This window comes from Nocardiopsis kunsanensis DSM 44524 (assembly GCF_000340965.1).
Taxonomy (GTDB): Bacteria; Actinomycetota; Actinomycetes; order Streptosporangiales; family Streptosporangiaceae; genus Nocardiopsis; species Nocardiopsis kunsanensis.
In genome coordinates this window covers 31,784-50,031 of record NZ_ANAY01000035.1, presented here as the reverse complement: position 1 = coordinate 50,031, position 18,248 = coordinate 31,784, and the positions used below count along the sequence as shown (strand labels likewise).

Here is an 18,248-nt window from a genome sequence, read left to right as displayed (position 1 = left end):
GAGGGGTCATCCTACGTTTTCGGTGACCCGGTCCCCGACCCGGTCCGGGGCCGCTCCCCGGGGGCGCCGCTCGTGCGAACGCGGATCCACCAGCGCCCACAGGAGCACGAGCCAGGCCAACACCACCAGGCCCGGCTGCAGGAGCGTCATGGCCAGGCCGATCACCGTCAGGTCGCCCGCGCCGGCGGCTCGCTGTACCGCGATCCACAGGAACGGCAGCGCCGCGGCCAGCAGATTGGTCCCCAGGGCCGTCCAGGCCAGGCCCCGGCGGCGCGGGGGACGCCACAGCAGCAGGGTGCCGCCGACCACGAGCAGGAACAGGGGCGGCCCCAGATGGCGGACCAGAACGAACCAGGGGATTGCGAGGGCTTCCATGGGCTCCGACACTATCGGGACCCTACGGTACGCACAGGCCGTAGCAGAGCCGCCGTCGGCCGCACTTAAGGTGAGATGGTCTCGGCGCGCCCGAGTCCGCCCGTGTCCCCCGCTGCGCCCGTGTTCCCCGCTGGAGTCCTCGCCGATGTCCTCATTCCGATCCCGTTTCCACGACGATGCCGAGGAGCGCCGGGCCCCGCGCCGGCCCATGGTGGCCGGTGCGCTGGCGCTGCTGCTGGGAGTGACCGTGGGCGGTTACGCGGTGGGGGCGGCCGTCAGCGGGCTGGAGGAGGTCGAGGAGGACGAACTGGAGGTCTCCTCCGGCCTCCTCGTGGCCCCCTCCGACGGGCCGGAGGAGGCGGAGGGGGCGGAGGAGCCCGAACCGGAACCGGAGCCCGACCCGCTGCCGGAGGGCGTGGAACCCGGCGCCACGCACGTGCTGCAGAACGTCCACGGTGACCGGGTCATGGACGTGGCGGGCGGCTCGACGGACGCCGGCGCCCCGATCCACCTGTGGGACCGCCACGACGAGGGCAACCAGCAGTGGCGTTTCCACGTGGTCGACGACACCCACGTGGAGATCGAGGGTGTGCAGAGCGGCAAGCTCGTGGAAGTCGCCGAGGCCCCCGACGATCCGGGTCTGGTGCTCGGGGAACGTGACAGTGAGCCCACCCAGCACTGGATCGTGGTGGAGATGCAGGACGGTTCGGCCCGGCTCGTCAACCGGGAGACCCGCAGCGCTCTGGGGAGCCAGGACGGGAACCCGGAGAACGGTTCCCGGGTGGTGGAGGACACCGACGCCGGCCAGCCGCACCAGAAGTGGCGTCTGTTGCCGCTGGACCCGCCCCCGGAGGAAGGGCCCGGAGACGGCAGTGGAAACGGAGACGGCAACGGCGGCGACGACCGCCGAACCTCCCAGCCGGGCTGACCGCCGCCCCTATTCCCAGCGGAACAGGCGTGCGGCGAGCAAGGCGCACACGGTCGCCCACACCGCCAGGACCACGAACGCCCCCAACGAGGGCAGCGAGCCCTCCACCAGGGTGCTGCGCAGCCCGGAACTGAGCGCGGTGATCGGCAGGGCCGCGACCACCTGTTCCATCGGTCCGGGGAAGGTACTGGTCGGGAACAGCACTCCGCCCAGGCCCAGCATGAGCACGTAGACCAGGTTGGCGCCGGCCAGCGTGGCTTCGGCGCGCAGGGTTCCGGCCATGAGCAGGGCCAGCGAGCTGAACGCGGCCGTGGCCATCAGCACCAGTGCCAGCGCCCCCGCGACGGCTGCGGAGGTGAGCGCGGGCGACCACCCCAGGGCCAGTGCCACGGTGCACAGCACCACGGCCTGGATCGCCTGGATCGCCAGTACCGCCAGGGTCTTGGCGGCCAGGAGGCCGAACCGGGACAGCGGGGTGGCCCCCAGGCGTTTGAGTACCCCGTAGCGGCGTTCGAAGCCGGTGCCGATGGCAAGACCGGTGAAGGCGGTCGACATCACCGCCAGCGCCAGCACACCGGGTGTGAGTACGTCCACGCGCGCGCCCTCGCCCATGTCCAGGACGGGGGTGACGGTGAAGCCGATCAGGAGCAGGACGGGGATGACCATGGTCAGCAGCAGCTGCTCGCCGTGGCGCAGCATGATGCGCAGTTCCATACCGGCTTGTGCGAGCACCATGCGCCACAGGGGCGCCGCCCCGGGGTCGGGGCGGAACAGTGCGGCGTCGCCGGTGCCGGGTGTGCCGCTGTCGGCGGTGGAGGAAGTGGTGGTGTGCTCGGTCATTCAATCCCGCAGTTCCCGGCCGGTGAGTTCGAGGAAGACGTCTTCGAGGGTACGGCGCCTGACACGCAGGTCCTCGGCAAGGACGCCGGAGGAGGCGCACCAGGCAGTGACGGCGGCCAGGAACTCCGGTCCGGCCCCTTCCGGGTCCTCGGGCCGGACCACGTGGTCGTGGCGATCACCGTTGTGGGTGCTGGTCACGGTGGTTCCGGGGGGCAGGGCCGAACGCAGGGAGCCGGTGTCGAGACGGGCGTGGGTGGAGAAGCAGACTTCACGGTGGCCGCCGGTGAGGGCCTCGGGGGTGCCCTCGGCGACGACGGCGCCGCGGTCGATGATGATCACGTGGTCGGAGAGGCGTTCGGCCTCTTCCATGTGGTGGGTGGAGAGGATGACGGCGACCCCGGCCTCGCGCAGAGTGGTGACCAGGTCCCAGGTGGCCATGCGCGCCTGGGGGTCCAGGCCCGCGGTGGGTTCGTCGAGGAAGACCAGTTCGGGGCGGCCGATGACGGCGCAGGCCAGGGACAGGCGCTGCTGTTGTCCGCCGGAGAGGCGCCGGAAGGGGGTGTTCGCAGCCGAGGTCAGTCCCAGGCGGGTCAGGAGCAGCTCGGGGTCGATGGGGCGGGCGTGGAAGGACGCCATCAGGCGCAGCCATTCTCCGGCGCGGGCTCCGGTGGGTACGCCCCCGGACTGGGGCATCACACCCACGCGTGGTTTGAGTGCACCGGAGTCGGCCCGGGGGTCCAGGCCCAGGACGCGCACGTGTCCGCCGTCGGAGTGGCGGAAGCCTTCGCAGATCTCGATCGTGCTGGTCTTGCCCGCGCCGTTGGGTCCCAGCAGTGCCGTCACCGCTCCCCGCCGCGCGGTGAATGTGAGGCCGGTGACTGCGGTTTTGGCGCCGTAGCGCTTGACCAGGTCGACGACCTCGACCGCGGCTGTTTCCATGGGGCCAGAGTCTACGTGCGCCCGGCGGCAGGCTCTCACCGCCCCGGGTCCGAAGGCAGGGGTGAGGGGACGGAGAGCGGTCCCAGGCGCCCGCATGGTGGTCAAATGTCTCAACATGTGGACGTCGGGAATGTTCGGGCGCCGCCTGTCCTTTCAACCCTTGGTGTGCCGATCCCGCGAAGTCCCACTAAGGCAAGGCTGGCCTGCGTGATGAAAGGCATGGAGATGCGTTTGCCTAGCCGGACCGATTTAGGCCACACTGATGTTGTCTAATCAATTTGGACACTCCGAAGAGCCGTAGGACCGAAGGGGGGCCGTATGTCGGACGCATCCAGCATGCCCCGTCCTCCGAGCGGTCCCGAGCGCGGGGCCGAGAACGGTACGCGCGCGCGTGTGGCCCGGCTCATTCTGGAGAAGGGCCCGATCACCGCAGCCGACCTCGGCGAGCAGCTCGGGCTCACGCCGGCGGCCATCCGCCGCCACCTCGACAACCTGACCGGCGAGGGCATGGTCGAGGGACGCGACGCCCGGCCCCATGGCGGCCGCCGCCGCAGGGGAAGGCCTGCGCGCGTGTTCGCCATCACCGAGGCCGGCCGTGACGCCTTCGTCCACGCCTACGACGATCTCGCCTCCGGTGCACTGCGCTTTCTGGCGCAGACCGCCGGTCCCGAGGCAGTGAGCGAGTTCGCCCGCAGTCAGGTCGCCGATCTGGAACAGCGCTACGAGCCCCTGCTGAACTCGGTCCCGCCCGAGGACCGCGTCCACCTGCTGGCCCAGGCACTGTCCAACGACGGCTACGCCGCCACAGCGGGCCGGGCGCCCGCACCCGGAGGCGGCGATCAGCTCTGCCAACACCATTGTCCCGTCGCGCATGTGGCCGCGGAGTTCCCGCAGCTCTGCGAGGCCGAGATCGAGGCCTTCTCGCGGCTGTTGGGCACACCGGTGCGCAGGTTGGCCACCATCGCCCACGGCGACGGTGTGTGCACCACCCACGTCACCCCTCGGGATGACGCCGTGAGCGGGGAGGACCACAGCCCCGCGACCGACAGCGTCCGCCGTCCGGCGGACGGAAGATCGTCCCACGAGGACGTCTGAGTCCAGGAGGAGTCCGCGCATGACGTCTATCGCGCACCCCGAGCTCGAAGGGCTGGGGACTTACGAGTACGGCTGGTCCGACTCGGATGAGGCCGGGGCTTCGGCCCGCCGTGGTATCAACGAAGAGGTCGTCCGCGACATCTCCGCCAAGAAGGACGAGCCGGAGTGGATGACCAAGCTCCGCCTCAAGTCGCTCAGGCTCTTCGACAAGAAGCCGATGCCCCAGTGGGGCGCGGACCTGTCCAACATCGACTTCGACAACATCAAGTACTTCGTGCGGTCCACGGAGCAGCAGGCCACCTCCTGGGAGGACCTGCCCGAGGACATCAAGAACACCTACGACAAGCTGGGTATCCCCGAGGCGGAGAAGCAGCGCCTGGTCGCCGGTGTCGCCGCGCAGTACGAGTCCGAGGTCGTCTACCACCAGATCCGTGAGGACCTGGAGGAGCAGGGCGTCCTCTTCCTGGACACCGACACCGCGCTCAAGGAGCACCCGGAGATCTTCGAGGAGTACTTCGGCTCCGTCATCCCGCCCGGTGACAACAAGTTCTCCGCGCTCAACACCGCCGTGTGGAGTGGTGGGTCCTTCATCTACGTTCCCAAGAACGTGCACGTGGAGATCCCGCTGCAGGCCTACTTCCGGATCAACACCGAGAACATGGGCCAGTTCGAGCGGACCCTGATCATCGTCGACGAGGGCGCCTACGTCCACTACGTCGAGGGCTGCACCGCGCCGATCTACAAGTCGGACTCGCTGCACTCGGCCGTCGTCGAGATCATCGTCAAGAAGAACGCCCGTTGCCGTTACACGACCATCCAGAACTGGTCGAACAACGTCTTCAACCTGGTCACCAAGCGCGCCATCGCCGAAGAGGGCGCGACCATGGAATGGATCGACGGCAACATCGGTTCCCAGGTCACGATGAAGTACCCGGCCGTCTACCTCATGGGCGAGCACGCCAAGGGCGAGACCCTGTCGATCGCCTTCGCCAGCGAGGGCCAGCACCAGGACACCGGCTCCAAGATGGTGCACTGCGCGCCCAACACCTCCTCGAAGGTCGTGTCGAAGTCGGTGGCACGCGGCGGCGGACGCTCCTCCTACCGGGGGCTGATCCAGGTGCAGGAGGGAGCCAGCACCGCCAAGTCCTCGGTCGAGTGCGACGCGTTGCTGATCGACACGATCAGCCGTTCGGACACATACCCCTACAACGACCTGCGCGAGGACGACGCCGAACTCGCGCACGAGGCGACCGTCTCCAAGGTCAGCGAGGACCAGCTCTTCTACCTGATGAGCCGGGGCATGGAAGAGGAAGAGGCCATGGGCATGATCGTGCGCGGGTTCGTCGAGCCCATCGCGCGTGAGCTTCCCATGGAGTACGCGCTGGAACTGAACCGACTGATCGAGCTTCAGATGGAAGGAGCGGTTGGTTAAGTTGACCAGCCCGAGCACCGAACCCAAGGCCCATAGCCACGGCCTCGGGGAGATCCCGTTCTCCAAGCTTGCGACCCACGGGTCCTTCGACGTGAACGACTTCCCCGTTCCCAACGGCCGCGAGGAGGAGTGGCGTTTCACTCCGCTGCGCCGTATGAAGGGCCTGCACGACTTCAAGGGCGAGGCCGACGGTGTCGACAAGCTCGACGTGGACGCCCCCGAGGGCGTGACCGTCGAGAAGGTCGGCCGTGACGACGCGCGCCTGCGCACCGCGGGCCTGCCCGCGGACCGGGTGACCGCCCAGGCCCACAGCTCCTTCGAGGAGGCAACGGTCCTGACCGTGGCCAAGGGCACCGCCCTGGAGCGCCCGATCACGATCGAGCGCCAGGCCCAGGGCGGCACGCGCTTCGACCAGTACCTCATCGAGCTCGAGCCGATGGCCGAGGCGATCGTGGTCCTCAAGCAGACCGGTACCGGCGTGCGAGCCGGCAACCTCGACCTGCACGTGGGGGAGGGTGCCCGTCTGACCCTGGTCAGCGTGCAGGACTGGGACGGCGACGCCGTCGACGTCACCCAGCACAACGCCCAGGTCGAGAAGGACGGCACGTTCAAGTCGATCGTGGTCACGCTCGGCGGTGACCTGGTGCGGCTCTCCCCGAAGGTGGCCTACAAGGACCGCGGCGCCAACGCCGAGCTCTACGGCCTGTACTTCAGCAGTGACGGCCAGCACCACGAGCACCGTTCGCTCATCGACCACAACGTCTCCAACACCCGCTCGCGTGTGGAGTACAAGGGCGCACTCAGCGGCAAGGACGCCCACGCCGTGTGGATCGGTGACGTGATCATCGGTGAGGGCACCACCGGCACCGACTCCTACGAGATCAACCGGAACCTCCAGCTCACCGACGACACCCGCGTGGACTCGGTGCCGAACCTGGAGATCTTCACCGGTGAGGTCGAGGGCGCAGGGCACGCCTCCGCGACCGGGCGCCTGGACGAGATCCACCTCTTCTACCTGCGTTCGCGCGGGATCCCGGAAGAGGAGGCCCGTCGCCTGGTCATCCGGGGCTACTTCCTGGAGCTCATCAACCGGATCCCGATCGAGGACCTGCGCGAGGAGATCATGGAGAAGGTCGAACAGAAGCTGGCCGCCCATGAGTGAGTCCGCGCACTGGGTCAAGGTCGCCGAGCTCGACGAGATCCCCGACGAGGGGGTTCTGGGGATCGAGACCGACGACGAGACCCCGATCGCCCTGGTTCGCAGTGAGGGCGAGGTGTTCGCGGTAAGGGACGTGTGCTCCCACGCCGAGGTCGCCCTCTCCGAGGGCGAGGTCGAGGACGGCACCATCGAGTGCTGGCTGCACGGGTCGTGCTTCGACCTGCGCTCCGGCGCTCCGCTGAACCCGCCCGCGACCAAGGCGGTCCCCACCTACGACGTGAAGCTCGACGGCGACGACGTGCTCGTCTCCCTCGACCGAGAGAATTCCTGAGGCTTGACATGACGAAGTTCGAAATCCGCGGCCTGCGCGCCGATGTCCTCATCGGTGAGGACGAGCGCCAGGAGATCCTCACGGGCGTTGACCTGACCGTCAACTCCAACGAGACCCACGCCATCATGGGCCCCAACGGCTCGGGCAAGTCCACGCTGGCCTACGCCATCGCCGGGCACCCGCGCTACGAGATCACCGAAGGCGAGGTCCTTATCGACGGTGAGAACATCGTCGAGATGAGCGTGGACGAGCGCGCCCGTGCCGGCGTGTTCCTGGCCATGCAGTACCCGGTCGAGGTCCCGGGTGTGTCCATGTCCAACTTCCTGCGCAGCTCGGTCACCGCGGTGCGTGGCGAGGCCCCCAAGCTCCGCCAGTTCTCCAAGGAGCTGCAGGGCGCCATGAAGAACCTCTCGATCGACTCGGGCTTTGCGGCCCGTGGCGTCAACGAGGGTTTCTCCGGTGGTGAGAAGAAGCGCCACGAGATCCTTCAGCTGGAGCTGCTCAAGCCGAGGATCGCCGTTCTGGACGAGACCGACTCCGGTCTGGACGTGGACGCGCTCAAGGTCGTCTCCGAGGGCATCAACCGCGCCAAGGAGACCCACGAGATGGGCACCATGCTCATCACGCACTACACGCGCATCCTCAACTACGTGAAGCCGGACTACGTGCACGTCTTCGCGAACGGGCGCATCGCCGAGTCCGGTGGTCCCGACCTGGCCGACACCCTCGAGTCCGAGGGTTACGAGCGTTTCGTGAAGGCGGGCGCATAACCGATGAACATGCGCGAGCTGGAGCGGCTCGACGTCGAGGCGGTCCGTAAGGATTTCCCGATCCTTTCCCGGACCGTCCGCGACGGACGCCGCCTGGTCTACCTCGATTCCGGGGCGACCTCGCAGAAGCCTCGACAGGTACTGGACGCCGAACGGGAGTTCTACGAACGCCACAACGCGGCGGTGCACCGAGGCGCGCACCAGCTCGCGGAGGAGGCGACCGACGCCTACGAGGCGGCCCGTGAGACCATCGCGTCCTTCATCGGTGCGAGCAGCGGTGAAGTGGTCTTCACCAAGAACGCCACCGAGGCCGTCAACCTGGTGGCCTATGCGATGAGCAACGCGGCCACCGCCGAGTCGGCGTTGAACCGTTTCCAGGTCGGTCCGGGCGACGAGATCGTCGTCACCGAGATGGAGCACCATGCCAACCTGGTGCCCTGGCAGCAATTGTGCCAGCGCACCGGGGCGACGCTGCGGTGGTTCCCGGTGACCGAGGAGGGTCGCCTGGACCTGTCCGACATCGGTGGGATCGTCAACGAGCGCACCCGTGTGGTGGCTTTCGCTCACCAGTCCAACGTGCTGGGCACGGTCAACCCGGTGCACACCATTACCGCCCGGGCCCGCGAGGTCGGCGCCCTGGTGGTGCTGGACGCCTGCCAGTCCGTGCCGCACATGCCCGTGGACGTGGGTGAGCTGGACGTGGACTTCCTGGCCTTCTCCGGGCACAAGATGCTCGGTCCCAACGGCATCGGCGTGCTCTGGTCGCGCCGTGAGCTGTTGGAGGCCATGCCGCCCTTCATCACCGGCGGGTCCATGATCGGTGTGGTCCACATGGACCACTCCACCTGGGCCGAGCCCCCGCAGCGTTTCGAGGCGGGGGTCCCCATGGCGCCCCAGGCGGTCGGGTTGGCTGCGGCCTGTGACTACCTGAGCGAGATCGGCATGGACCGGGTCGCCGCTCACGAACACCGGCTCACCGAGTACGCGCTCGATGTGGTCGGTTCTGTCGAGGGCGTGCGGATCGTCGGCCCCACCGAGGCCGTGGACCGCGGGGGAGCGGTGTCGTTCGTCGTGGACGACATCCACCCCCACGACCTGGGCCAGGTCCTGGACGACCGGGGCGTGGAGGTCCGGGTCGGGCACCACTGCGCCTGGCCGATGCACCGCAAGCTGGGTATCGTCGCCACCACGCGTGCGTCGTTCTACCTCTACAACTCCGTGGAGGACGTGGACGCGCTCGCCGAGGCCATCCGGGACGCCCAGAGGTTCTTCGGGACCCGCCCCAAGGACAAGGATTCAGCCTGACCATGCAGTTGGACGCGATGTACCAGGAGATCATCCTGGACCACTACCGGAACCCGCACAACAAAGGGCTGCGGGATCCGCACAACGGTGAGGCGCACCACGTCAACCCGACGTGCGGTGACGAGGTGACGCTCCGGGTCACGCTGACCCCCGGGGACGGTGGCGCACTCGACGAGGAGGCCACCGTCGCCGATGTCTCCTACGACAGCATGGGGTGCTCCATCAGCCAGGCGAGCACCTCGGTCCTGACCGATCTGCTGATCGGCCGGACCGTCGCCGAGGGGATGCAGACTCTGGACGCATTCACCGAGCTGATGCAGTCCAAGGGCAAGGGCGAGCCGGACGAGGACGTCCTGGACGACGCCGTGGCGTTCGCCGGGGTGTCGCAGTACCCGGCTCGGATCAAGTGCGCGCTCCTGGGCTGGATGGCCTGGAAGGACGCGGTGTCGAAGTCTTTGGACAAGGAAGGCGTCTGATGAGCGAGAACGAGACGACCACCACCGAGGCCCCCGAAACGGCGGCCTCCCCCGAGCAGGAGCAGCTGGCCGAAGAGGTCGCTGAGGCGCTCAAGGACGTGATCGACCCCGAGCTGGGGATCAACATCGTCGACCTGGGTCTGCTCTACGGGGTCAACACCGACGACTCGTCCATCACTCTGGACATGACCCTGACCAGCGCGGCCTGCCCGCTGACCGACGTCATCGAGGACCAGGCCAACGGTGCGCTCGACGAGTTCGGGCGCGAGGTCAAGATCAACTGGGTCTGGATGCCGCCGTGGGGCCCGGACAAGATCACCGACGACGGGCGGGACCAGCTGCGGATGCTGGGCTTCAACGTCTGAGGTGACCCGAGTGTGCGAAAGGGCCGGGACCCACGGGGTCCCGGCCCTTTCGCACACGAGGACGTGTGTCAGCGTGTGGCGAAGAGCCCCGTGCGCAGCTCCTGGGCGATGTCCTCGTCGCCGCGGCGCGAGAGGTGCTCCAGCAGAGACTGCGGGTCGGGCAGGGCGCTCTCGTCGGAGTCGGTGATGCGCCGCGACAGGATCCGCAGCGCCTCCTCGGTGGAGGCCGGCGCCGTGTACCCGCTCAGGTGCAGGGCCCGCGCGGCCGGGGAGAACCCGCTCATGTCCGTGGCCGGGAGCTTGCGTGCGTCCAGGCGGTCGCCGGAGACGGTGATGAACATGCGGTCGCCGGGCTGGGCGGCCTGGCGGCGCAGGAGCGGGCGCAGCGAGTCGAAGGCCGGGTGGTCGCGCCAGACCAGCACCAGCAGGTCGGCGCCGGGCGCGGTCAGGCACAGCAGGCGGCCCGGCTGCAGGCCCAGATGGGTGGCGTAACCCGTGGGAACGGCCACCGGGGCGCCGTTGAGGTGGTCGGCGGTGATGTCGACGCGGTGCCACCAACGCCCGTCCGGGGCGCGGAAGCAGCGCGCGGACGTGGAGGGGGCGCCGGGGCCCTGGTGGGCCGCAGCCGGCGCGGCAGGTGTGGCCGGAGATGCTGTCGGCGGCACGGGGGCGGGCTGCGGTGCGGGCTCGTGACCGTGCTGGGGCGTGTACGGCTCCTGTGGTTGGGCGGGCGCCTGCTCCTCGGGGCGGCGGCGGATCGGCAGCCCGTTCTCGGTCATGGCACCGTCCGTGCCCTGGGGCGCGGACGTGGGGGCGGCCGGGGCCTCCATGGGCACGGAGGGGTCGACGAACACGTGCCCGTCGCGGATGTTGATCCCCGGGGTGCTCAGCAGCCAGGCGCGCAGCTCGGGCTGGCGGATACCGATACGGGCCAGCCGGTTGCCGGCATCGGTGAGGTTGGGTGCGTCGGTGACCATCTCCCGGGTCTGCCAGCGTAGCCGGTTGGGGTCGTCGGCGATGAGCCAGCCGTTGTGCATACGGCGGTCGGTGAACAGGGTGATGACCACTCGCCACATGGGCGTCTGCAGGGTGGGAACGTCCACGGGATGGTCGGCGTGGGCGTTGATGAGCCGGTCGATGGTGGTAGCGGTGCCCAGCTGCTCGGACAGGTCGCGCAGATGCTTGGTGAGTGAAGCGCCCTCCGCCGAGTTCAGCCAGGTCAGCAGGCGCTCCTCGACCTTGCGCTGTGCGGAGCGGATGTCGTTGACGTCCACCGAGAGCTGTTCGGAGAGCACCCGGATGCTGATGGGGTCGGTCGCGAAGAGGCGTTCGGCGGCCACCGTGCGTTCCAGCTCGGGCCAGGAACGGATCATCTGTTCGGTCTGGTCGACGAGGGGGTGGTCGCCCAACGCGGGCGCCTCGGGTGCCTCCTCGGTTTCGGCGCGCATGGCTTTGGGCGGGCCGAAGCTCGGACGGCGCAGGGTACGTCCGGGGCCGAGCAGGGAGCTGCGGAACCGCGAACGCAGGTCGGTGCCGCCGGGTTCCTCCGCCTCGGTCCCGGCCGGGGAGCTCTCGTGCGCCGTCTCGGGGATCATGGCAGCGGAGCTGACCATGCCGTTCGCGGGAGACTGCTCGCTCGCCGAGGCCTCGTACCGGCTCCCGGTGCTCTCGTGTCCGTCCTGGCTCTGCTCCTCGCGGTCGCGCTGGGCCCGCAGCGCACGCAGGGTGCGGATGGCCCGTGTGGCCGGGGTCTGGGGAGGCCCGCTGCTGCCCTCGGTCGCGTCCTCCGGGGGGAGGCCGTCGGCGTTGGTGGCCGTGTTCAGGTAGTCCAGGGCGTCGCGTACGTGTTCGGGTGCGGACTCGGGCAGCCAGTGGGAGATGGTACGCACCGCCTCCAGCATGAGAGCCGGGGAGGGGGTCGGGCCGGTGGGCAGGTTGCCGCAGGGGCGCAGTGCCCGCCAGGCGACCGTACTGACCACGTCGATGGCGCGGCACTCACGCAGCGACCAGGAGTCGATCTCCTGTGGGGAAGCGTTGACGAGCCGCTCCCAGTGGCCTGCTGTGGAGGAGACCGCGGTGCGGACCGGTTCTGCGAGCTCGCCGCACTCGACCTGTTGACCGCGCAAGCTGGGCAGGAACTCCACCAGGGGCACGTGTTCCCACTGCTCGACCGCCAGACGCGCGAGGCTGTGCGCGAGCCAGGGCGGTCCGGCGATCTCCAGGACACGGGCGACGGGCAGGGAGTTCCACCACCCCTCGACGAGTCGGTCGTGGTGCAGCAGGGATGCCACGTCCGGCGACTTCGACCAACGCAGAGCGGGGGCGAGGTCAATGAGGCAGATCGGAGAGACGGCGTTCATCTGAGTGTTGGGCGTGGGGACCCCACCTTCAGGCAGGGGAAGAAACGCCCCCTCCTTCCTGACGCAAGCTTATAAGAAGTCCCGAGAGCGTGTGAAAATGGTGAGGGGCGCGGTGAAACGGGCATCCGAGTGCCGTTTCTTTTCCACTGGTGCGCAGGCAGCGGAGGAGGATGCGGGGCCTCGACGGCAGTCCTGCCGGGCGGGGCGCCCGGTGGTGGAGCAGGAAACCCCGGGCGGGTCCCCGAGGGTCTTTCTCCTTCGAAGAGAAAGGTGAAGCCAACCTTCACCTCCTGGTCTCTGCTCGTGAATGCGAAAAGAACCGCACGGGTCTTCGGCTCGATCTACCACAGTATGCGCCCCCGCCCCGGTCACGGGTCGGCGAGGTGCGGGGGAGCCACCGGTGCTCCTGGGAGGGCACGGCCGGCCGGGGTCGGGGCGCCGTGGACACTTCCCGGAATCGTACGTGTCTCGGAGACGTATCGGTACCCCCATGGTCTCCTGTGCAGCGCCGCCGCGCCGGGCAACACGGTGGGTGATCGCTCAACAGCAGGAGTTTCCGCAGGGTGCGGCACGTACTCCTGTGGCTTACCTCATGCCCGGCCACGGGCTCCGACGTTGTTCCCACGGGCCCGAGGACCGGTCGTACACGCATGAAACGGAAGACGTCCCGGGTATGCTGGTTCGGCACTGTCCTCGTCCGAAGGACCTTCGGCCGGGTGGCCCGCTCGAGGCCGACCAGAGGTCGACGGTGTTCGAACGCGGGTCGGCGGCCCAGCGCCCCCGCACCAAAGGATTTGCCGTGACCCACGCACCCTCGGCCCAGCGCGAGCGTGGGGCGGTCGAGCCGGATGATTGGTTGACGTGACAGATCTTGAGAAGAACCCCCCCGCGTCCGCGCGCGTGGGAAGACCGGAACCGATCCGGTCCTACGTGGCCATCGGCGACAGCATCACCGAGGGGATGGAGGACAACAGCGGCCCCGGCGGTGAGTATCGCGGATTCGCCGACCGTCTCGCCGAGCACCTGGGAACCCTCACACCGGACTTCCGGTACGCCAACCTGGGGGTACGCGGGCGCCGCATGCACCACATCTTCGGGGAACAACTCGAGCAGACCCTGGAGTGGAAGCCGGACCTGGTCACCGTCCTGGCCGGCGGCAACGACGTCCTCCGCCCGCGCAACGACCTCGATGCCCTGGCCGAGCACTTCGAGTGGGGCGTGCGCCAGTTGCGTGACGCCGGTCTGCGTGTGGTCATCCTCTCCGGCCACGACACCGGGTGGATCCCCGTGCTGCGCTACTACCGGGGCCGCATCGCCGTGTTCAGCATGCACATGCGCTCGGTGGCCGAACGCACCGGTACCGAGATCGTGGACCTGTGGGCCCTCAACGCCCTGACCGATGCGCGCGCCTGGAGCGAGGACCGCCTGCACCTGAACGGGACCGGCCATCAGATCGTCGCCGCCCGCGTCGCCGACCTGCTCGGGTTCCCCATGGGCCCGCGCGAGGCCTGGACCGACCCGTGGAGGACCCCGCCTCAGCAGCTGCCGCGGATCCTGCGCCGCCGGGAGAACCGGCGTTGGGCCCGCCAGTACCTGGTGCCGTGGCTGCGCCGACGGGTCATGGGCCACTCCTCCGGTGACGGACGCATGGCCCGCCGCCCGCAGCTGGACTTCCTCTACGACGAGGCCACCCGCGCCCGTGTGGCCCGGGACCTGGCACCCGGTGCCGCGGACGGTGCCCAGGGGCCGGTCGCCCCCGTGGAGGAGGTCCCCACCATCAGCCCGTCGGGCACCAAAGGACCCGCGCCCCGCGACTGATCCCGTCACGACCGGTCCCGTGACCCGGGCCCCTTCCCAAGGGCCGGGACCGCAGACCGTACCGGGAGGCGGAGAACGGGCGGGCACCGCCGTGTGCGATACCCGCCCGTCCGTCGTGTGTCTCAGGCGCGTTTGAAGGCCAGAGCGATGTTGTGTCCGCCGAACCCGAAGGACTCGTTGAGGGCCGCCACGTCGCCGGCGGGCAGCTCCTCGGAGCTGCCGCGCACGATGTCCACGGCCGTGTCCGGGTCGAGCTCGTCGATGTTGATCGTGGCCGGGACACGTCCCTCGTGCAGGGCGAGCACGGTGGCGATCGACTCGACCGCTCCGGCCCCGCCCAGCAGGTGGCCGGTCATCGACTTGGTGGAGGTCACCCGCACGCTGTCGGCGGCTGCGTCCCCCAGGGCCGTGCGGATCGCACGGGTCTCGCCCACGTCACCGGTCGGGGTGGAGGTCGCGTGCGCGTTGACGTGCACGATGTCGGACGGCTTCAGGTCGGCGTCCTGGAGCGCGTCACTGATGGCACGGGCCTGTCCGCGGCCCTCGGGGTCGGGCTGGACGATGTCGTAGGCGTCGTCGGTGTAGCCCACCCCCGCGGCCTGGGCGTAGACCTTGGCTCCGCGTCGGGCGGCGTGCTCGGCCGACTCCAGGACCAGGATGCCGGCGCCCTCGCCCATGACGAACCCGTCGCGCTCCCGGTCCCAGGGGCGCGAGGCGCCCTCGGGGTCCTCGTTGCGGGTCGACAGCGCCCTCATGGAGGCGAACGAGGCGATGTTGAGCGGGTGGATGGCGGCCTCGGTCCCGCCGGCGATGACCACGTCCGCGCGGCCGCTGCGGATCATCTCGACCGCGTCACCCACGGCCTCGGCGCTGGAGGCGCAGGCGCTCACAGGGGCGTGGGCCCCGGCGCGGGCGGTGAACTCCAGGGCCACGGCGGCCGAGGGGCTGTTGGGCATGAGCATGGGCACCGTGAACGGGGAGACCCGCTTCCAGCCCTTCTCACGGAAGGTGTCGTACTGCTCCAGGACCGTGAGGATGCCGCCGATGCCGCTGGAGACCACGACGCCCAGGCGCACGGGGTCGACCTCGGGGGCCCCGGCGTGGTCCCAGGCCTCCTGTGCGGCGATGAGCGCGAACTGCTGGGTACGGTCCAGGCGGCGCAGGCGCGGCCTGGGAAGTTTCTCGGACGGCTCCTGTGCGATCCGACCGGCGAAGTGCACGGGGAGGCTCTCGTGCCATTCCTCCGGCAGCATGCTGATACCGGAGCGGCCGTCGAGGAGCGCGGACCATGTGGTCGCGACGTCACCCCCGAGGGGGGTGGTGGCCCCGAAGCCGGTGACGACGACATCGGTCTTGGACATGATCCGATCGCCCTTCTCGTGGGTCGTTCCCGGTCGCGGGCCGGGAGGTGGTGGGTGTGCGACTAAGGAGTGCGATGCGGACCCGGGGCCGGAGACCGGCCGGGGTCCTGGGGCGCCCGCGCGAGGGTCTCCCGCCCGGGCGCCGGGACACGCTACTTCTGGATGTAGTTGATGACGTCCTGGACCGTCTTGAGGTCCTTGAGCTGGTCGTCGGGGATCTCCACGCCGAACTTGTCCTGTGCGGCGACGGCGATCTCGACCATGGACAGCGAGTCGATGTCCAGGTCGTCCACGAAGCTCTTCTCCGGGGTGACCTCGGAGGGCTCGGTGCCGACGATCTCCTCGACGATCTCGCCGAGGCCGGCCAGAATCTCCTGCTCGCTGTGGGCGGCCATGTGTCTTCTCCTTGTTCGCTGTTCTTGCTTTCGACGGCCCCGCCGCACGGGGGTGACGGGAATCGGCCCGTGGCCGTGCGGTGCCGCTCGGGCTCGGCGGGGTCAGGGGATGCGGATCACCTGTGCGGCGTAGACCAGCCCTGCTCCGAAGCCCAGGGTGAGTACGGTGCTCCCCGACCGCAGCTCCCCGCGTCCGATCAAGCGCGAGATCGCGAGCGGAACGGATGCGGAGGAGGTGTTGCCCGCGGTGACGATATCCCGGGCCACGAGTGCCTGGGGAGCTCCCAGCTTCCTGGCGATCGACTCGACGATGCGCAGGTTGGCCTGGTGAGGGACGAAAGCGGTGATCTCGGTCGGGTCGACCCCGGCGCGTTCCAAGGCCTGCAGTGCGACCTTGTACAACTCGGTGGTCGTCCACCGGAACACCGCCTGGCCCTCCTGGTAGAGGTAGCGGTTCTCCCGCAGGTAGATGGTGTCGGCGCGCTCACCGGAGGAACCCCAGACCACCGGTCCGATCCCTTGGTCCTGGTCGGCCGAGACCACGGCGGCGCCGGCCCCGTCGGCGAAGATCACACACGTGGCGCGGTCCTCCCAGTCGACCCAGTCACTGAGTTTCTCCGAGCCCACGACCAGGACGTTGCGGGAGCTGCCCGCACGCACCGAGTCCGAGGCCAGGTTCAGCGCGTAACAGAAGCCCGCGCAGGCCGCGTTGACGTCGAAGGCGCCGGGGGCGGGGATGCCGAGCCGGGCGGCCACGGTGGCGGCGGAGTTGGGGATCTGGTCCTGGGACGTGCAGGTGGCCACGATCACCAGGTCGATGTCCTCGGGGGCGAGCCCTCCGGCGGCCAGGGCCTTGCCTCCGGCGGCCACCGCCATGCTCTCCACACTGTCGTCGGGGCCCGCCACTCGCCGTTCCTCGATGCCCACACGGCTGCGGATCCACTCGTCATCGGTGTCCACGCGCTGGGCCAGGTCGTGATTGGTCACCACACGGGCGGGCTGGTACTCGCCGAAGGAGCGGATCACCGCTCCGCCCGGCGCGCTGGGGGCGTTGAACATGGTCAGCCTTCCTGAACGGTGCCCGCGGTGGGGGCCGAACCCGCGTGCTCCTTGATGATGGAGACGGCGCGCTCCAGGTCGTCGGGGGTCTTGACCGCGTGGAGCTGGACCCCGCGCAGGGCGCGCTTGGCCAGTCCGGTCAGGGTGCCTGCCGGAGCGAGTTCGATCATGGCGGTCACGCCGAGGTCGGCGAGGGTCTCGGTGCAGGCCTGCCAGCGTACCGGCGAGGAGATCTGCGCGACGAGCCGTTCCAGGTACTGCGAGCCCTGCTCGACGACGGCTCCGTCGAAGTTGGACAACAGGCGCACCGAGGGGTCGTTGGTGCGCAAGGAGGCGGCGGCGGTGCGCACGCGCTCCACGGCCGGGACCATGTGCTCGGTGTGGAAGGCGCCGGCGACCGGCAGGGGGCGCAGCCGGGCGCGCTCGGGCGGGTTCTCGGCGAAGGCTGCCAGCTGTTCGGTCGTGCCGGCGGCCACGATCTGTCCGGAACCGTTGTCGTTGGCGGGGGTGAGCCCGGCGGTCCCGATGGCGGCCAGCACGTCCTCGCGGCGCCCGCCCAGAACGGCAGTCATCCCGGTCTCGGTGCGTGCGGCGGCGTCGGCCATGCCTCGGCCGCGTTCACCCACCAGCGACAGCGCGTCCTCGGGGGTCAGGACCCCGGCCAGCGCGGCAGCGGTGAACTCGCCGACGCTGTGGCCCGCCACGGCGTCCACGCAGGAGGGGTCCACGGGCAAGGGAACCCGGGAGTCCGAGACGGAGCCCAGCAGTGCGGTGGCGGTGGCCAGGCCTGCACTGACGAGGAGGGGTTGAGCGACGGCCGTGTCGCGGATCTCGTCCGCGTCGGCGGTGGTGCCGTAACGCACCAGGTCCAGCCCGGCCACCTCCGACCAGGCCTCGAACCGCGGGGCCATGCCGGGCAGTTCGAGCCATGGAGAGAGGAAACCGGGTACCTGGGCGCCTTGGCCGGGAGCAACGATGACAAGCACGGCATCCACCTTGCCCTGTAGGAGATCACCAGTCGGATGGGGACGGACACGAACTTCGCTCCGTCCTGTTTGTGGACCCTCCACAAAACGGGGCCGACCTTGTGTTTCGGGGGCCGGCGCCGGTGAGGGGCGCACCCCTTGACGTTACGCGGTTCCGGAGCGCGTTCCCCTGTCAGGTGCGCCGTTGTACTCGTGTGCAGCCCCGGGGCGGGGCCGGTCCGCTGCGCGGGGCGGATGCCACCCTGGTGGGGTGA

18 protein-coding genes are annotated in these 18,248 nt (G+C 69.5%); 10 read left to right on the top strand and 8 right to left on the bottom strand.

Features of this window, described 5'->3' with window-relative positions; translation table 11 throughout:
- Positions 1-6 precede the first annotated feature (6 nt).
- Positions 7-375: a hypothetical protein gene (locus tag D456_RS0119305; RefSeq protein ID WP_017577829.1), complete on the bottom strand. Its 369-nt coding sequence runs from the start codon at positions 373-375 to the stop codon at positions 7-9.
- Between the two features lie 145 nt (positions 376-520).
- Between D456_RS0119305 and D456_RS0119300 the strand changes: the two genes are divergently transcribed.
- Positions 521-1,303 carry an RICIN domain-containing protein gene (locus D456_RS0119300; RefSeq protein ID WP_017577828.1) on the top strand — a complete coding sequence of 261 codons (783 nt, stop codon included), beginning with the start codon at positions 521-523 and terminating at the stop codon, positions 1,301-1,303.
- A gap of 9 nt (positions 1,304-1,312) precedes the next feature.
- Here the strand turns inward: D456_RS0119300 and D456_RS0119295 are convergent, their stop codons facing one another.
- Positions 1,313-2,143, bottom strand: a complete 831-nt coding sequence (locus tag D456_RS0119295; RefSeq protein WP_017577827.1) for an ABC transporter permease — start codon at positions 2,141-2,143, stop codon at positions 1,313-1,315.
- Positions 2,144-3,082, bottom strand: a complete 939-nt coding sequence (locus tag D456_RS0119290; protein ID WP_017577826.1) for an ABC transporter ATP-binding protein — start codon at positions 3,080-3,082, stop codon at positions 2,144-2,146.
- Between the two features lie 318 nt (positions 3,083-3,400).
- On the opposite strand from D456_RS0119290, the gene D456_RS0119285 reads away from it, so the two are divergent.
- From D456_RS0119285 to D456_RS0119250, 8 genes are read left to right on the top strand one after another with little or no spacing between them, the layout of a single operon-like run.
- Positions 3,401-4,177, top strand: coding sequence for a helix-turn-helix transcriptional regulator (locus D456_RS0119285; RefSeq protein WP_017577825.1), 777 nt, complete (start codon positions 3,401-3,403; stop codon positions 4,175-4,177).
- Positions 4,178-4,196: 19 nt separating this feature from the next.
- Positions 4,197-5,609, top strand: coding sequence for a Fe-S cluster assembly protein SufB (sufB, locus tag D456_RS0119280; protein ID WP_017577824.1), 1,413 nt, complete (start codon positions 4,197-4,199; stop codon positions 5,607-5,609).
- Between the two features lies 1 nt (position 5,610).
- Positions 5,611-6,771 carry a Fe-S cluster assembly protein SufD gene (sufD, locus tag D456_RS0119275; RefSeq protein ID WP_017577823.1) on the top strand — a complete coding sequence of 387 codons (1,161 nt, stop codon included), beginning with the start codon at positions 5,611-5,613 and terminating at the stop codon, positions 6,769-6,771.
- On the top strand, positions 6,764-7,099 hold the full coding sequence (locus D456_RS0119270; protein ID WP_017577822.1) for a non-heme iron oxygenase ferredoxin subunit: 336 nt from the start codon (positions 6,764-6,766) through the stop codon (positions 7,097-7,099). Before sufD ends, D456_RS0119270 begins: the two co-directional genes overlap by 8 nt.
- 8 nt (positions 7,100-7,107) lie before the next feature.
- Entirely contained in the window at positions 7,108-7,869 is a 762-nt protein-coding gene (sufC, locus tag D456_RS0119265) for a Fe-S cluster assembly ATPase SufC (RefSeq protein WP_017577821.1), read from the top strand.
- Between the two features lie 3 nt (positions 7,870-7,872).
- Entirely contained in the window at positions 7,873-9,174 is a 1,302-nt protein-coding gene (locus D456_RS0119260) for a cysteine desulfurase (protein WP_017577820.1), read from the top strand.
- Positions 9,175-9,176: 2 nt separating this feature from the next.
- A complete protein-coding gene (sufU, locus tag D456_RS0119255) occupies positions 9,177-9,650 on the top strand; it encodes a Fe-S cluster assembly sulfur transfer protein SufU (RefSeq protein ID WP_017577819.1) in 474 nt (157 codons plus the stop codon).
- A complete protein-coding gene (locus D456_RS0119250) occupies positions 9,650-10,015 on the top strand; it encodes a metal-sulfur cluster assembly factor (RefSeq protein WP_017577818.1) in 366 nt (121 codons plus the stop codon). Before sufU ends, D456_RS0119250 begins: the two co-directional genes overlap by 1 nt.
- Positions 10,016-10,083: 68 nt before the next feature.
- On the opposite strand, the gene D456_RS0119245 is transcribed toward D456_RS0119250, so the two are convergent.
- Complete coding sequence (locus D456_RS0119245; RefSeq protein WP_017577817.1) at positions 10,084-12,375, bottom strand: hypothetical protein; 2,292 nt, start codon at positions 12,373-12,375, stop codon at positions 10,084-10,086.
- Positions 12,376-13,236: 861 nt separating this feature from the next.
- On the opposite strand from D456_RS0119245, the gene D456_RS0119240 reads away from it, so the two are divergent.
- On the top strand, positions 13,237-14,193 hold the full coding sequence (locus D456_RS0119240) for an SGNH/GDSL hydrolase family protein (protein ID WP_040699680.1): 957 nt from the start codon (positions 13,237-13,239) through the stop codon (positions 14,191-14,193).
- A gap of 122 nt (positions 14,194-14,315) precedes the next feature.
- On the opposite strand, the gene fabF is transcribed toward D456_RS0119240, so the two are convergent.
- The 4 genes from fabF to D456_RS0119220 all read right to left on the bottom strand — a co-directional run bounded on the left by fabF (position 14,316) and on the right by D456_RS0119220 (position 17,919).
- Positions 14,316-15,554 carry a beta-ketoacyl-ACP synthase II gene (gene fabF, locus D456_RS0119235; RefSeq protein ID WP_017577815.1) on the bottom strand — a complete coding sequence of 413 codons (1,239 nt, stop codon included), beginning with the start codon at positions 15,552-15,554 and terminating at the stop codon, positions 14,316-14,318.
- Between the two features lie 152 nt (positions 15,555-15,706).
- Positions 15,707-15,949, bottom strand: coding sequence for an acyl carrier protein (locus D456_RS0119230; protein WP_017577814.1), 243 nt, complete (start codon positions 15,947-15,949; stop codon positions 15,707-15,709).
- Positions 15,950-16,051: 102 nt separating this feature from the next.
- The gene (locus D456_RS0119225) at positions 16,052-17,008 is read right to left on the bottom strand and encodes a beta-ketoacyl-ACP synthase III (protein WP_017577813.1); all 957 of its coding nucleotides are present in this window, start codon (positions 17,006-17,008) and stop codon (positions 16,052-16,054) included.
- A gap of 2 nt (positions 17,009-17,010) precedes the next feature.
- Positions 17,011-17,919, bottom strand: a complete 909-nt coding sequence (locus D456_RS0119220) for an ACP S-malonyltransferase (protein WP_017577812.1) — start codon at positions 17,917-17,919, stop codon at positions 17,011-17,013.
- Between the last annotated feature and the right edge of the window lie 329 nt (positions 17,920-18,248).

Coding starts and splice junctions, on each gene's coding strand:
- D456_RS0119305 (WP_017577829.1), bottom strand. CDS start 375: ATGGAAGCCCTCGCAATCCCCTGGTTCGTTCTGGTCCGCCATCTGGGG.
- D456_RS0119250 (WP_017577818.1), top strand. CDS start 9,650: ATGAGCGAGAACGAGACGACCACCACCGAGGCCCCCGAAACGGCGGCC.
- D456_RS0119225 (WP_017577813.1), bottom strand. CDS start 17,008: ATGTTCAACGCCCCCAGCGCGCCGGGCGGAGCGGTGATCCGCTCCTTC.
- sufU (WP_017577819.1), top strand. CDS start 9,177: ATGCAGTTGGACGCGATGTACCAGGAGATCATCCTGGACCACTACCGG.
- D456_RS0119285 (WP_017577825.1), top strand. CDS start 3,401: ATGTCGGACGCATCCAGCATGCCCCGTCCTCCGAGCGGTCCCGAGCGC.
- D456_RS0119290 (WP_017577826.1), bottom strand. CDS start 3,082: ATGGAAACAGCCGCGGTCGAGGTCGTCGACCTGGTCAAGCGCTACGGC.
- fabF (WP_017577815.1), bottom strand. CDS start 15,554: ATGTCCAAGACCGATGTCGTCGTCACCGGCTTCGGGGCCACCACCCCC.
- sufC (WP_017577821.1), top strand. CDS start 7,108: ATGACGAAGTTCGAAATCCGCGGCCTGCGCGCCGATGTCCTCATCGGT.
- D456_RS0119270 (WP_017577822.1), top strand. CDS start 6,764: ATGAGTGAGTCCGCGCACTGGGTCAAGGTCGCCGAGCTCGACGAGATC.
- D456_RS0119230 (WP_017577814.1), bottom strand. CDS start 15,949: ATGGCCGCCCACAGCGAGCAGGAGATTCTGGCCGGCCTCGGCGAGATC.
- D456_RS0119245 (WP_017577817.1), bottom strand. CDS start 12,375: ATGAACGCCGTCTCTCCGATCTGCCTCATTGACCTCGCCCCCGCTCTG.
- D456_RS0119300 (WP_017577828.1), top strand. CDS start 521: ATGTCCTCATTCCGATCCCGTTTCCACGACGATGCCGAGGAGCGCCGG.
- D456_RS0119260 (WP_017577820.1), top strand. CDS start 7,873: ATGAACATGCGCGAGCTGGAGCGGCTCGACGTCGAGGCGGTCCGTAAG.
- D456_RS0119295 (WP_017577827.1), bottom strand. CDS start 2,143: ATGACCGAGCACACCACCACTTCCTCCACCGCCGACAGCGGCACACCC.
- sufB (WP_017577824.1), top strand. CDS start 4,197: ATGACGTCTATCGCGCACCCCGAGCTCGAAGGGCTGGGGACTTACGAG.
- D456_RS0119220 (WP_017577812.1), bottom strand. CDS start 17,919: ATGGCCCCGCGGTTCGAGGCCTGGTCGGAGGTGGCCGGGCTGGACCTG.